Genomic DNA, 13648 nt, shown 5'->3' with positions numbered 1-13648 from the left:
GGGGTTACCGTTGAAACTGCTGATTCTCGATCGGGACGGAGTGATCAATGTCGACTCCGACGCTTACATCAAGTCAGTCGAGGAGTGGATTCCACTGCCCGGCGCGATCGAGGCCATTGCGCAGTTGAGCAAAGCCGGCTGGACCGTCGCCATCGCGACCAACCAGTCCGGCATTGCCCGCGGCTATTACGATGTCGCCACACTCGACGCCATGCACGCCCGTTTACGGGCGTTGGTGGCGCAGCAGGGTGGCGAGGTCGGGCTGATCGTTTATTGCCCCCATGGTCCTGATGAGGGCTGCGCTTGCCGCAAGCCCAAACCAGGCATGCTCCAGACGATTGCCGCGCATTACGGCGCCGATTTGACCCAATGTTGGTTTGTCGGTGACAGTTTGGGTGACTTGCAGGCTGCGCAAGCCGTCGATTCTCAGCCCGTTTTGGTAAAAACCGGAAAAGGCCTACAAACTTTGGCCAAAGTTCTACCGGTTAATACCCTAATATTTGACGATCTGGCGGCAGTTGCCGCAGAACTTATCCACAAATAGAGCAGGTTTGAACACGCCCCATCACACGGTGGATCGGGTTGTTCAGTCGTGCTCTATCCGCAACGGTAAAAGTCGCTATGTCGATCCTGCAGGCCATCAGAACCTTCTTCTTTTACCTGCTGCTGGGCACCAGCTCTCTGCTGTGGTGCTCGCTGAGCTTTTTTGTCGCCCCCTTTTTGCCGTTCCGTGCGCGTTATCGGTTTATCAACGTGTACTGGTGCCGCTGTGCGCTGTGGCTGACGCGAGTGTTTCTGAACATTCACGTCAACGTGACGGGTGCTGAAAACATCCCGCAACGACCTTGCGTGATTCTGGCCAACCACCAAAGTACCTGGGAGACGTTCTTCCTCTCGGCTTACTTTCAGCCGTTGAGCCAGGTTCTCAAGCGTGAGCTGCTGTATGTACCGTTCTTTGGCTGGGCGATGGCGATGCTGCGTCCGATTGCCATCGACCGTGACAACCCGAAGGCGGCGCTCAAGCACATCGCCAAAAAAGGTGATGAGCTGCTCAAGGACAATATTTGGGTGCTGATCTTCCCGGAAGGGACCCGCGTCCCGTTTGGCCAGGTGGGCAAGTTTTCCCGTGGCGGTACGGCCCTGGCGGTCAACGCCGAGTTGCCGGTACTGCCAATTGCCCACAATGCTGGCAAGTACTGGCCAAAGACCGGCTGGGCTAAAAAGCCCGGTACGATCGAGCTGGTCATTGGTGAGCCGATGTACGCCAACGGCACTGGACCACGGGCGATTGCCGAGCTGAACGACCGTGTTCAAGCCTGGAACGAACAGGCTCAGCGTGACATGGGTTCACTGCCTCCAGTGGCGGCACCCATCACCACCGCCGTGGGTCAGTAAAATTGTGGATAAGGTGTGCACAAGATTTTGATATTTTTCAAAAATCATCTGTAAGTCGATGATTTAAATAGTTATTTCTATTTCAGACTTTTTACCGAAAACCGTGCATAAGTTTTTCTTGGAACATAAAAAAACCGGCTTATTCCAGCCGGTTTTTTTGTGTCTGACAGTCTGACTGACCGCCGTGTTGACATCGCGGACAAGCCCCGCTCCCACCGAACAATTCTGTGGGAGCAGGCTTGCTCGCGATGGGCTAGACCTTGTCGATGTTCACGTTCCTGGTTTCCTTGAGGAAGATCATGCCCACCACCAGGCTGACCCCGGTAATCACCACCGGATACCACAGGCCATAGAAGATATCCCCGGTGAAGACCACCAGCGCAAACGATACCGTTGGCAGGAACCCACCAAACCAGCCATTGCCAATGTGGTAGGGCAGGGACATGGAGGTGTAACGGATGCGGGTCGGGAACAGCTCGACCATCACCGCCGCCAGCGGGCCATAGGTCATGGTGGCGATGAGGGTCAGCAATACCATGATCAGCACGACCATCGGCTGATTGACCGAGCTTGGGTCGGCCTTGGCCGGGTAGCCCGCTTCAGTGACTGCAGCGCGCATGGCGGCTTCGTCGAAACCGCTGATTTTCTTCTCGCCCACGGACACCTGAACCTCGGTGCCTGCTGCAACTGACTGCGAGGTGTACGGCAAGCCCTGTTTCACCAGAAAGGTTTTGACCTTGTCGCACGGGCTGTCAAAACGAGCCTTGCCCACCGGGTCAAACTGGAAGGTGCACGTGGCCGGGTCAGCCATCACCACAATCGGTGACTGACGGCTGGCAGTATCAATCTGCGGGTTGGCGTAATGGCTCAATGCTTTGAACAGCGGGAAGTACAACACGGTGGCGAGCAACAGGCCGAGCATCAGGATCGGCTTGCGCCCCACCTTGTCCGATAGCCAGCCGAAGAAGATAAAGAACGGCGCACCGATGATCACGCTGATAATCAGCAACATGTTGGCCTGGGCCGGGTCAATTCTGAGCATCTGCGTGAGGAAGAACAGCACATAGAACTGCGCGGTATAGAAGGTCACCGCCTGGCCCGCGTTGATGCCGAACAGCGCAATCAGAACAATTTTAAGGTTTTCCCATTTACCGAACGACTCGCGGATCGGCGATTTACTGGTTTTACCTTCGGCTTTCATTTTCACGAAAGCAGGTGACTCGTGCATGCTCATGCGAATCCAGGTCGAGATGCCCAGCAGCACGATGGACAGCAGGAACGGCAGGCGCCAGCCCCACACTTCAAACTGATCACCGGTCAGGTAACGGCAGCTCAATACAACCACCAGCGACAGCAACAAGCCCAGGGTCGCGGTGGATTGAATCCAGCTGGTGTTAAAGCCGCGTTTGCCGGGAGCTGCGTGCTCTGCCACATAGGTGGCCGCACCGCCATACTCACCCCCCAGCGCCAGCCCTTGAAGCATGCGCAACACCACGAGCATGATCGGGGCCGCAATGCCGATACTGGCGTAAGTCGGCAACAGACCGACAGCAAAGGTCGAAAGGCCCATCAGAATGATGGTCATGAGGAAGGTGTATTTGCGCCCGATCATGTCACCCAACCGGCCAAAAACCAGTGCTCCGAAGGGTCTGACCAAAAAGCCTGCGGCAAAAGCCATCAAGGCAAAAATGAACGCCGTGGTGTCGTTTACACCCGCAAAGAACTGCTTGCTGAGCACGGTTGCCAAAGCGCCATACAAGAAAAAGTCATACCACTCGAAAACCGTCCCGAGGGATGACGCAAAAATGATTTTCCGTTCTTCACGACCGGTTGTTCCCTTGGCGGGAGCTGCTTGTTCTGCAATTGCGTCTGACATGTTCAATGTCCTCAGCCCTGTTGGGCCACAGTGATTATTGTTTTTGTCCACTGCCGGTTCCGGATGACTGCGCCCGAAACCACGATCGCACTCAAGCGACCGGTGTTGCTACCGCGCGATTGACCTCAGTTGCGTGCTCCAGTGAGTCAAGTGACGCCTGCAGGATTAACTGCGCGGCTTTTTCGCCAATCATCAAGGTCGGTGAACAGGTATTACCCGACACGATGCTGGGCATGATTGAAGCGTCTGCCACCCTCAACCCCGGTACGCCATGAACGCACAACTGGTCATCGACCACTGCCTCGGCGTCCTGGCCCATGCGGCAGGTGCCCACAGGGTGAAAAATGGTCGTCCCGATGCGGGCGGCAGCTTCATACAGCTCTTGCTCGGTTTGCAGGTCCTTGCCAGGCAAGTACTCCTCTGGCGTAAACGCCTGCAAGGCCGCACTGGACACGATGCGCCGGGTCAGGCGAATCGCATCCGCTGCGACTTTCAAATCGTCAGGATGGCTCAGGTAATTGGGATCGATCAGCGGCGCGTCATCCGGATTGGCAGAGCGGATATCGACCCGACCACGGCTTTTTGGGCGCAAGTTACACACCGACGCCGTGAATGCGGGAAAGGTGTGCAGCGGTTCGCCAAAACGCTCAAGGGACAACGGCTGGACGTGGTACTGCAAGTTGGCCGAGGGTTGATCGGGATCGGACTTCACGAATGCGCCCAACTGGCTGGGTGCCATGGCCAATGGGCCGCTACGGTCGTAGGCATACCGCAGGCCCATGCCGATCTTGCCCCACAGGCTGTTGGCCACCTGATTAAGGGTGCGCGCCTTGGTCAGTTTGAAGATCAGGCGCAGTTGCAGATGGTCCTGCAGATTTCCACCCACACCGGGCAATTCGTGTTGAACGGTTATCCCCAGGCTTTCCAGCAGGGGGCGGGGGCCAATACCCGAGCGCTGCAAGATCCCAGGAGAGCCAATCGAACCCGCACACAAGATGATCTCGCGACCGGCCGAGAAAACATGCTCAGCGCCTTGCCAGCGGGCACTGACCTGCGTCGCACGGCCATTTTCAAGCAGCACTTTATCGACCTGAACATCAGTCAACACGGTCAGGTTCGTACGCTTGAGCACTGGCCGCAAAAAAGCCTTGGAAGCATTCCAGCGCACACCGGATCGCTGGTTGACCTGAAAGTATCCACAGCCCTGGTTGTCGCCACCGTTGAAGTCGCTGACGCTGGCAACTCCGCTTTCGGCGGCCGCGTTGCGAAAGGCATCCAGAATCGGCCAGGTATAACGCTGCTGTTCAACCCGCCATTCGCCATCAGCGCCATGCAGGTCGGAGTTGCCGGCAAAGTGTTTTTCGCTGCGTTTGAATAGCGGCAGGACGTCTTTCCAGGCCCAGCCCGCATTGCCTTGCTCGGCCCAACGGTCGTAATCGCCCGCCTGACCGCGCATGTAGATCATGCCGTTGATCGACGAGCTGCCGCCCAATACCTTGCCCCGCGGATAGCTCAGGCTGCGACCTTGCAAGCCGACCTGCGCTTCGGTTTTGAAGCACCAGTCGGTGCGCGGGTTGCCGATGCAATACAGGTAACCGACGGGAATATGGATCCACGGGTAGTTATCTTGCCCACCCGCTTCGAGCAGCAACACGTTGTGACGTGGATCGGCAGACAGCCGATTCGCCAGCACTGAACCCGCAGGCCCGGCGCCCACAATGATGTAGTCGTACACCTTACTGGCTGATGGCATTGATCACCTCGCCTTTATTGTTCTTGTCCTACACCATCCTATTGATTAATTTCGAGTTTGAAACGCGTGATTTCACCCATGGCTTGTGCGTTTTTGCACAGCTGATTATCAATCGTGCTGGGGGGCTGACATGTTTGACTGGAATGACCTGCGATACTTTCTGGAACTGCAACGCAGTGGTCGCTTGCTTGCCGCCGCCAAACGCCTGAATACAACCCACAGCACTGTCGCCCGGCATATCGAGAGCATCGAGCAGCACCTCGGCGCTGCGCTGTTCGTGCAACATGCACAAGGTTACGAACTGACGCCCGCAGGCCAGGCATTGCTCAAACACGCTGAAGCCATGGAAAACGTCGCATTGCTGGCGCAAGAGGAAATCACCCAGGCCATCGCTCCCATGGGCAAGATCCGGCTTGGGGTCACTGAAGGGATTGGGATCATGTTCATCACGTCGCGACTACGCGGGTTGTTTGAACGCTACCCTGGGCTGGAAGTGGAGCTGGTGGCGGTGCCGCGCTTTGTCAGCATCCTCAACCGCGAGGCTGAAATCAGCATCCACCTGGAACGCCCCAACGCTGACCTGTTGATCACTCGCAAACTCACCGACTACCGCCTGGCGCTCTACGCCAGCCGCGTTTACCTCGACAAGGCACGGCCCTTGAACAACCGCGATGACCTGGCCAATCACTACTGGATCGGCTACGTCGACGACTTGCTGTTCAGTCAGGAACTGCTGTTTCTCAACAACTTCTGCCGTACCCCGACCGTGACCTTTCGCAGCACCAGCGTCATTGCCCAGCAGCAAGCGGCGAGAGCAGGGCTCGGCATCGCCGTACTGCCCAACTACATGGCCAGCCATGACCCGGAACTGGTGCGCGTACTGCCCGAAGAGTCGGTCCAGCGCAGCTACTGGATCAGCACCCGCCGTGAGCTGCACAAGTCCGTAAGGCTGAGGGTTGTGTGGGATTTTTTGCTGGAGCTGTGCCAGGAAGAGCAGGGGGTTTTGCTGGCGCCGTAGGTGATTTTTTACCAAAAAAAAGGCCAACGCTAAGCGTTGGCCTTTTTTAACTGCACTACACCATCAGAAGTCCAGGTTGGACACTGCCAGTGCGTTGTTCTCGATGAACTCACGGCGCGGTTCTACGGCGTCGCCCATCAAGGTGTTGAAGATCTGATCGGCGCCGATCGCGTCTTCAATGGTGACTTTCAGCATGCGGCGCACGCTTGGGTCCATCGTGGTTTCCCAGAGCTGATCCGGGTTCATTTCGCCCAGACCTTTGTAGCGCTGGATGGTATGGCGCTTGGTGCTTTCTGCCATCAACCATTCCAGTGCTTCCTTGAACTCGGTCACTTGCTTGCGACGTTCGCCACGCTGGATGTATGCACCGTCGTCCAGCAGAGTGCTCAGCTGAGCGCCCAGGGTCACAACGGTTTTGTAGTCGTTGCTGCCGAAGAAGTCGCGGTTGAAGGTGATGAAGGTCGAGTGGCCGTGGGAGATCAGTTCGACCTCTGGCAACCAGACATTACGCTCACGGTCTTCACGCAGGCTGGCTTTGTAAACCAGGCCCGATTTCTCAACCAGACGCAGACGCTCTTCAAACTTGGCCATCCAGTCTTGCATGGCCGCGTGATCGCCCAGCTGCTCCAGAGTAACGGCTGGCAGGTAGATGAAGTGCTCGGTCAGCTCCTGCGGGTACAGGCGCGACAAACGCTTGAGGGTCTTCATCACCATGCGGAAGTCGTACACCAGACGCTCCAGCGCCTCACCCGAGATGCCCGGGGCTTCTTCGTTCAAGTGCAGGCTGGCGTCTTCAAGGGCCGACTGGGTCATGTACTCTTCCATGGCCTCGTCGTCTTTGATGTATTGCTCTTGCTTGCCTTTTTTCACTTTGTACAACGGCGGCTGAGCAATGTAGATATAGCCACGCTCAATCAGCTCCGGCAACTGACGGAAGAAGAAGGTCAGTAGCAGGGTACGGATGTGCGAACCGTCAACGTCAGCATCGGTCATGATGATGATGTTGTGATAGCGCAGTTTGTCGATGTTGTATTCATCGCGGCCAATGCCACAGCCCAAGGCGGTGATCAAGGTGCCTACTTCTTGCGAAGAGATCATCTTGTCAAAGCGGGCTTTCTCGACGTTGAGGATTTTACCCTTCAACGGCAGGATGGCCTGGGTACGACGGTTGCGGCCCTGCTTGGCGGAACCGCCAGCAGAGTCACCTTCCACGAGATACAGTTCGGACAGCGCCGGGTCTTTTTCCTGGCAGTCGGCCAGTTTGCCCGGCAAGCCTGCGATGTCCAGAGCGCCTTTACGACGAGTCATCTCACGGGCTTTGCGCGCGGCCTCACGGGCACGGGCGGCGTCGATCATCTTGCCGACAATCAGCTTGGCTTCGTTCGGGTTTTCCAGCAGGAAGTCGGAGAAGAACTTACCCATTTCCTGTTCAACAGCGGTCTTCACTTCGGAAGAAACCAGCTTGTCTTTGGTCTGGGAGCTGAACTTCGGATCCGGTACTTTCACCGAGATGATTGCAGTCAGGCCTTCACGGGCGTCATCACCGGTAGTGGCGACTTTGTGCTTTTTGGCCAGGCCTTCAGCTTCGATGTAGGTGTTGAGGTTACGCGTCAGGGCAGAGCGGAAGCCCACCAGGTGCGTACCGCCATCGCGCTGAGGAATGTTGTTGGTGAAGCACAACAGGTTCTCGTTGAAGCTGTCGTTCCACTGCAAGGCGATTTCTACGCCGATACCGTCTTCACGTTGAACATTGAAGTGAAACACCTGGTTGACCGGGGTCTTGTTGGTGTTCAGGTAGTCAACGAATGCACGCAAGCCGCCTTCGTACTTGAACAGCTCTTCCTTGCCGCTGCGCTCGTCCTTGAGGACGATACCCACACCGGAGTTCAGGAAGGACAGCTCACGAATACGCTTGGCCAGGATGTCCCAGCTGAAGTGGATATTCTTGAAAGTCTGGTCAGACGGTTTGAAGTGGATCTGAGTGCCGGTAGTTTCGCTCTCGCCAACGATGGCCATAGGCGCTTGAGGAACACCGTGGACGTAGGTCTGTTCCCAGATCTTGCCGCTGCGACGTACAGTCAGGACCAGCAGTTCGGACAGGGCGTTTACCACCGAAACACCTACGCCGTGCAATCCGCCGGATACCTTGTAGGAGTTGTCATCGAACTTACCGCCAGCGTGCAGTACGGTCATGATGACCTCGGCTGCAGAAACGCCTTCTTCTTTATGCACGTCCACCGGAATACCGCGGCCGTTGTCGCGCACGGTGATGGACTCGTCCGGGTGGATCGTAATGGTGATGTCGTCGCAATGGCCAGCCAGCGCTTCGTCGATGGAGTTGTCGACTACTTCGAACACCATGTGGTGCAGACCGCTGCCATCGTCAGTATCACCAATGTACATACCGGGACGTTTGCGTACGGCATCAAGGCCTTTCAGCACTTTAATGCTCGTTGAGTCGTACGTGTTTTCTTCGCTCAATGCCTTCACTCCCGATGGTCGTGGGTCTGGGTGATACAGCCCTGTTCCACGTGGAACAGGGCAACTGGCGTTTCCGTCTGCCAGCCTTCCCTCAATAATTCGTGGTCTACACAGGTAATGAATACCTGGCAGCGTAAGTCTTCCAACAAGCGACACAATGCGTTGCGATGCTGCTCATCCAGTTCGGAAGGCAAGTCATCTACTAGATAAATACATTGGCCACGCCGGGCTTGGCTGACCAAATGCCCTTGAGCAATGCGCAGCGCGCAGACCACCAACTTCTGCTGACCCCGCGACAAAATATCTGCTGCGTTGTTTGCACCCAACTTGAGACGCAAATCAGCACGTTGTGGCCCTGCCTGGGTATGCCCCATTTGCTGGTCCCGGTGGACAGACGCGGCGAGTACAGCACTCAGCTCACGGTCTTTGTCCCAACCACGGTAATAGCTCAGCGTTAACCCTTCGAGATCAAGTAGCTCACTCAAGGTCTGCTCAAAGACTGGTTTCAAGGCTTTGATGTAGGCGCGGCGGTATTCATCAATTTCAGCACTGGCCAGGCAAAGTTCCCGGTCCCAGGCCGCTTGTGAAACGGCGTCGAGTGTACCATGCCGCAGCCATGAGTTCCGCTGCCGCAGGGCCTTCTGTAGCCGCTGCCAGGTCGACATGAAGCGGGGCTCAACATGGAACACCCCCCAATCGAGAAACTGCCTGCGGATCTTTGGGGCACCTTCCAGCAAGCGGAAGCTGTCAGGGTTAATCAATTGCAACGGCAGGATCTCGGCCAGCTGCGCAGCACTGCGCGCATTTTGGCCGTCGATACGGATCTGGAACTCCCCTTGCCGGTCCCGCGAGATACCGAGCGCGCTGTGCCCGCCTTCAGCCAGTTCAACCTGACCAAAAACCGTACAGCTCTGCTGCTCGTGCTGGATCACGGGATTGAGCCGCACACTGCGAAACGAACGCGCCAGCCCCAGCAAGTGGATAGCTTCCAGCACGCTGGTTTTTCCGCTGCCGTTGGCGCCGTACAGGATATTGATGCGGGGAGAGGGGGAGAAGGTCACCGGGTGCAGGTTACGCACCGCGGTGACTGTGACACGACTGAGGGACATCTAGCGTGGGCTGTGCATGGTTACAGGCGCATCGGCATAACAACGTAGGCCGAGTCGTCGTTGTCCGACTCTTGCACCAGAGCGCTGCTGTTGGAGTCCGACAGGATCAGACGCACTTGTTCCGTGGTCATGACCCCCAGCACGTCCAGCAGGTAGCTCACGTTGAAGCCGATCTCCAGTGAACCGCCGTTGTACTCAACGCCCACTTCTTCTTCCGCTTCTTCCTGCTCCGGGTTGTTCGCCTGGATTTTCAGCTGGCCATTGGCCAATTGCAGACGGATGCCACGATATTTCTCGTTGGACAGGATCGCGGTACGACTGAACGCTTCGCGCAATGCCTGACGGTCACCGATAACGACCTTGTCACCACCTTTAGGCAGCACACGCTCGTAGTCCGGGAACTTGCCATCAACCAGCTTGGACGTGAAGGTGAACTCGCCGGTGGTGGCACGGATGTGGTGTGCGCCCAGAACGATGCTCACTTCGCCGTCCGGCTCAGTCAGCAAGCGCGCCAACTCAAGAATACCCTTGCGCGGAACGATCACTTGATGACGGTCTGGCTGGCCGATGTCGGCTTTCATCGAGCACATGGCCAGACGGTGACCGTCGGTTGCCACAGCACGGATGATGCCTGCCGATACTTCCAGCAGCATGCCATTGAGGTAGTAACGAACGTCCTGCTGCGCCATGGCAAAGCTGGTGCGCTCGATCAGACGACGCAATTTGCTCTGCTGCAAGCTGCACGTCAGCGAGCCCGGGCCTTCTTCAACCGTCGGGAAGTCGTTGGCAGGCAGGGTGGACAAGGTAAAGCGGCTACGGCCTGCCTTGACTACCAGCTTGTTGTCATCGAGTTTGATGTCAATCAGTGCGTCGTTGGGCAGGCTTTTGCAGATATCCATCAGCTTGCGCGCAGGCACGGTGATTTCGCCTGGCTCAGCCGGCTCTTCAAGTTGCACTCGACCAACCAGTTCGACTTCAAGGTCGGTACCGGTCAGCGACAGTTGCTGGCCTTCGACAACCAACAGCACGTTGGACAATACCGGCAAGGTCTGGCGGCGTTCAACGACGCCTGCGACCAGTTGCAGGGGTTTCAACAGGGCTTCGCGTTGAATGGTGAAATGCATGGTCTAGTCCCTTGCCTTAATAAGCTGCGCTGGTGTCATCAGGTTGTCAGTGTACGCAGCAGGTTCTTGTAGTCCTCACGGATGTCCGCGTCGGATTCCTTGAGTTCGTTGATCTTGCGGCATGCGTGCAAGACCGTGGTGTGATCGCGACCGCCAAACACATCGCCGATCTCCGGCAGGCTGTGGTTGGTCAGCTCTTTGGACAACGCCATCGCCACCTGGCGTGGTCGCGCCACCGAGCGCGAACGGCGCTTGGACAGCAAGTCCGAAATTTTGATCTTGTAGTACTCAGCCACTGTGCGCTGGATGTTATCCACAGAGACGAGTTTGTCTTGCAGCGCCAGCAGGTCTTTAAGGGATTCGCGGATCAGCTCGATGGTGATGTCGCGGCCCATAAAGTGCGAGTGAGCGATAACACGCTTGAGCGCGCCTTCGAGTTCACGCACGTTGGAGCGAATGCGCTGGGCAATAAAGAAGGCGGCATCGTGAGGCAGATCGACCTTGGCCTGATCGGCCTTCTTCATCAGGATCGCAACACGGGTCTCAAGCTCTGGCGGCTCGACGGCAACCGTCAAACCCCAGCCAAAGCGTGATTTGAGACGCTCTTCAAGGCCTTCGATTTCTTTCGGGTAACGGTCACTGGTCAGAATCACTTGCTGACCGCCTTCAAGCAGGGCGTTGAAGGTGTGGAAGAACTCTTCCTGGGACCGTTCCTTGCGCGCAAAGAATTGAATGTCATCGATAAGCAAGGCGTCTACCGAACGGTAGAAGCGCTTGAACTCGTTGATGGCGTTGAGCTGCAAGGCTTTAACCATGTCGGCTACAAAACGCTCGGAATGCAGGTACACGACCTTGGCATTCGGATTCTTCTTTAACAGGTGGTTGCCCACCGCGTGCATCAAGTGAGTTTTACCCAGACCAACGCCGCCATAAAGGAAGAGCGGGTTGTAACCGTGCTTGGGGTTATCTGCCACCTGCCACGCCGCAGCGCGAGCCAGTTGGTTGGACTTGCCCTCAACGAAGTTTTCGAAGGTAAAGGTTCGGTTCAGGTAGCTGGTGTGCTTGAGCGCACCCTCGACCTGGACGGTGCGCTGTTCGGCGCGCACTGGCGCTTGCTGCGAGCTTGCACCGGCCATTGGGTCGAAGCTGGCCCGCGAAGGTTCTTCGCTGGCATGCCCGGACTGTTTTGGCGCGGGTGCAGGAGCGGGTGCCGCTGCTGTGTTGACAGGTGCGCTGGGCGCCGGGGCCTGAGAGGCCGCTGCAGCCAATGGCGCATTAGGGGCAGCACGAGGCGCCGAGCTGCGTTTGCTGCCTATTAACAAGGACAACGCAGGCGCCATGCCATTGCTGTGCTCGTTCAACAGTTCAAGCAAACGGCTCAGGTATTTTTCGTTGACCCAGTCGAGAACGAATCGGTTGGGTGCATACACACGCAACTCGTCGCCTTCGGCTTCGACCTGTAGTGGACGGATCCAGGTGTTGAATTGCTGGGCAGGCAGCTCATCGCGCAAAAGCTCCACGCACTGCTGCCAAAGTTCCACTGACACGGATATCCCCTAAGTTGAAAGCCGGTGAGGCAAAAACAGGCGCCATTGTAGCGACCGTGGCCCCACTTATCCACATGTAGGTGACGTGCATATAAGGAGAGATCCGGCTTTTTACTGTGAACAAAGCGACAAATGGTATGTGCATAAGCTCTGTGGATAAGCGGGCCTAAGCTCGTTGCACAAGTGGGGTCGAAAGTCTGTGCATAAGTCGCCTGTGGATAAAAGCCCCTTTCATGCACAGCTTATCCGAGGGTGCAGCACAGGTGGAGCACGGCTTCTCGACAGTGTTGTCATCTTCTGTACGCCTTGTTTTATATGGCCTTAAGCTAGTTATCCACAGAAGATCGCTTCCCTAAGTTTAATAAGCTTTATAAAAGAGCTTTAAATACTTCGTTTTTTTATTTCTATAGTTGGCAGGTGCAAGACAGGTGCGAAAGGGCAAACATCTATTTAGCGGTAAACGCTGGTTGGAAATTGACCTATTGGCTTGCTTTCTCTAGAATCGCCGGTCTCTTAAAACGGGGGCCATTCCGGCCCGTTGTGGACGAACCAGGTAGCACGACATGAAACGTACTTTCCAACCAAGCACTATCAAACGCGCCCGCACTCACGGTTTCCGTGCACGCATGGCTACTAAAAACGGCCGTGCAGTCCTGTCGCGTCGCCGCGCCAAAGGCCGTGCACGTCTGGCAGTTTGATAATCAGACAATGGTGGTGAGTCAGGACTTCAGTCGGGAAAAGCGGTTACTCACTCCCCGACACTTCAAGGCAGTCTTTGACTCCCCCACCGGCAAGGTTCCGGGGAAAAATCTCCTGCTCCTTGCGCGTAGCAACGATCTTGATCACCCCCGCCTGGGGTTAGTGATCGGGAAAAAGAGCGTAAAGCTCTCCGTTGAGCGCAATCGCCTTAAGCGTTTGATGCGTGAATCGTTTCGTCTCCACCAGGATTTACTGGTTGGTTGGGATATCGTTATCGTCGCGCGCAAAGGTTTGGGTGACGTAGAGAACCCCGAATTGATTCAGCATTTCGGCAAACTCTGGAAGCGTCTGGCCCGTAACACGCCAGTTCCAGCAGTTAAAACCGAAACTGTAGGGGTAGGCAGTCCTGATGCGTAAACTGGCGCTCGTTCCGATCCAGTTTTATCGCTATGCCATTAGTCCTTTGATGGCCAGCCACTGCCGTTTCTACCCCAGTTGTTCCTGCTACGCGTTGGAAGCCATCGAAAATCATGGCCTTCTGCGCGGCGGCTGGCTGACCTTTCGTCGTTTAGGTCGCTGTCACCCGTGGAATCCCGGTGGTTACGACCCGGTTCCGCCTATCCCTACCTCCCGTTCTTCTTGATGG

General features: G+C 56.5%; 12 protein-coding genes. 6 read left to right on the top strand and 6 right to left on the bottom strand.

Going from position 1 to position 13648, the window contains the following annotated elements:
- The first annotated feature begins 10 nt into the window (after positions 1–10).
- On the top strand, positions 11–544 hold the full coding sequence (gmhB, locus tag VSQ83_RS23870) for a D-glycero-beta-D-manno-heptose 1,7-bisphosphate 7-phosphatase (RefSeq protein ID WP_133074952.1): 534 nt from the start codon (positions 11–13) through the stop codon (positions 542–544).
- A 77-nt stretch (positions 545–621) separates the two neighbouring features.
- Positions 622–1395: a lysophospholipid acyltransferase family protein gene (locus tag VSQ83_RS23865; protein ID WP_133074951.1), complete on the top strand. Its 774-nt coding sequence runs from the start codon at positions 622–624 to the stop codon at positions 1393–1395.
- Positions 1396–1648: 253 nt separating this feature from the next.
- On the opposite strand, the gene VSQ83_RS23860 is transcribed toward VSQ83_RS23865, so the two are convergent.
- Positions 1649–3271, bottom strand: coding sequence for an MFS transporter (locus tag VSQ83_RS23860; RefSeq protein ID WP_133074950.1), 1623 nt, complete (start codon positions 3269–3271; stop codon positions 1649–1651).
- A 91-nt stretch (positions 3272–3362) separates the two neighbouring features.
- On the bottom strand, positions 3363–5024 hold the full coding sequence (locus tag VSQ83_RS23855) for a GMC family oxidoreductase (protein ID WP_219261979.1): 1662 nt from the start codon (positions 5022–5024) through the stop codon (positions 3363–3365).
- Between the two features lie 130 nt (positions 5025–5154).
- Between VSQ83_RS23855 and VSQ83_RS23850 the strand changes: the two genes are divergently transcribed.
- Complete coding sequence (locus tag VSQ83_RS23850) at positions 5155–6042, top strand: LysR family transcriptional regulator (protein WP_326427643.1); 888 nt, start codon at positions 5155–5157, stop codon at positions 6040–6042.
- A gap of 63 nt (positions 6043–6105) precedes the next feature.
- Here the strand turns inward: VSQ83_RS23850 and gyrB are convergent, their stop codons facing one another.
- The 4 genes from gyrB to dnaA are packed head-to-tail and all read right to left on the bottom strand — an operon-like array spanning position 6106 to position 12303.
- Positions 6106–8523: a DNA topoisomerase (ATP-hydrolyzing) subunit B gene (gene gyrB, locus VSQ83_RS23845; protein WP_219261977.1), complete on the bottom strand. Its 2418-nt coding sequence runs from the start codon at positions 8521–8523 to the stop codon at positions 6106–6108.
- Between the two features lie 5 nt (positions 8524–8528).
- Positions 8529–9632, bottom strand: coding sequence for a DNA replication/repair protein RecF (recF, locus tag VSQ83_RS23840; protein ID WP_019828642.1), 1104 nt, complete (start codon positions 9630–9632; stop codon positions 8529–8531).
- A gap of 20 nt (positions 9633–9652) precedes the next feature.
- Positions 9653–10756: a DNA polymerase III subunit beta gene (dnaN, locus tag VSQ83_RS23835; RefSeq protein WP_133074945.1), complete on the bottom strand. Its 1104-nt coding sequence runs from the start codon at positions 10754–10756 to the stop codon at positions 9653–9655.
- Between the two features lie 38 nt (positions 10757–10794).
- A complete protein-coding gene (gene dnaA, locus VSQ83_RS23830) occupies positions 10795–12303 on the bottom strand; it encodes a chromosomal replication initiator protein DnaA (RefSeq protein ID WP_133074944.1) in 1509 nt (502 codons plus the stop codon).
- A gap of 563 nt (positions 12304–12866) precedes the next feature.
- Here dnaA and rpmH point away from each other — a divergent pair.
- Genes rpmH through yidD form a run of 3 tightly spaced genes read left to right on the top strand, consistent with a single transcriptional unit; the run spans position 12867 to position 13645 of the window.
- Entirely contained in the window at positions 12867–13001 is a 135-nt protein-coding gene (gene rpmH, locus VSQ83_RS23825) for a 50S ribosomal protein L34 (RefSeq protein WP_003213577.1), read from the top strand.
- Positions 13002–13017: 16 nt separating this feature from the next.
- Positions 13018–13419: a ribonuclease P protein component gene (rnpA, locus tag VSQ83_RS23820; RefSeq protein ID WP_019828646.1), complete on the top strand. Its 402-nt coding sequence runs from the start codon at positions 13018–13020 to the stop codon at positions 13417–13419.
- Positions 13412–13645: a membrane protein insertion efficiency factor YidD gene (gene yidD / locus VSQ83_RS23815; RefSeq protein ID WP_019828647.1), complete on the top strand. Its 234-nt coding sequence runs from the start codon at positions 13412–13414 to the stop codon at positions 13643–13645. The genes rnpA and yidD overlap by 8 nt, the downstream gene beginning before the upstream one ends.
- Positions 13646–13648: the final 3 nt, after the last annotated feature.

Origin of the sequence: Pseudomonas sp. DSV-1, from assembly GCF_035830915.1 — a bacterium.
Classification (GTDB): Bacteria; Pseudomonadota; Gammaproteobacteria; order Pseudomonadales; family Pseudomonadaceae; genus Aquipseudomonas.
This window is presented reverse-complemented; position numbering and strand designations above follow the sequence as displayed.

Excerpts from the sequence above, each read along its gene's own strand:
- VSQ83_RS23865 (WP_133074951.1), top strand. The coding sequence starts at position 622 with ATGTCGATCCTGCAGGCCATCAGAACCTTCTTCTTTTACCTGCTGCTG.
- VSQ83_RS23860 (WP_133074950.1), bottom strand. The coding sequence starts at position 3,271 with ATGTCAGACGCAATTGCAGAACAAGCAGCTCCCGCCAAGGGAACAACC.
- VSQ83_RS23855 (WP_219261979.1), bottom strand. The coding sequence starts at position 5,024 with ATGCCATCAGCCAGTAAGGTGTACGACTACATCATTGTGGGCGCCGGG.
- VSQ83_RS23850 (WP_326427643.1), top strand. The coding sequence starts at position 5,155 with ATGTTTGACTGGAATGACCTGCGATACTTTCTGGAACTGCAACGCAGT.
- recF (WP_019828642.1), bottom strand. The coding sequence starts at position 9,632 with ATGTCCCTCAGTCGTGTCACAGTCACCGCGGTGCGTAACCTGCACCCG.
- dnaN (WP_133074945.1), bottom strand. The coding sequence starts at position 10,756 with ATGCATTTCACCATTCAACGCGAAGCCCTGTTGAAACCCCTGCAACTG.
- rpmH (WP_003213577.1), top strand. The coding sequence starts at position 12,867 with ATGAAACGTACTTTCCAACCAAGCACTATCAAACGCGCCCGCACTCAC.
- yidD (WP_019828647.1), top strand. The coding sequence starts at position 13,412 with ATGCGTAAACTGGCGCTCGTTCCGATCCAGTTTTATCGCTATGCCATT.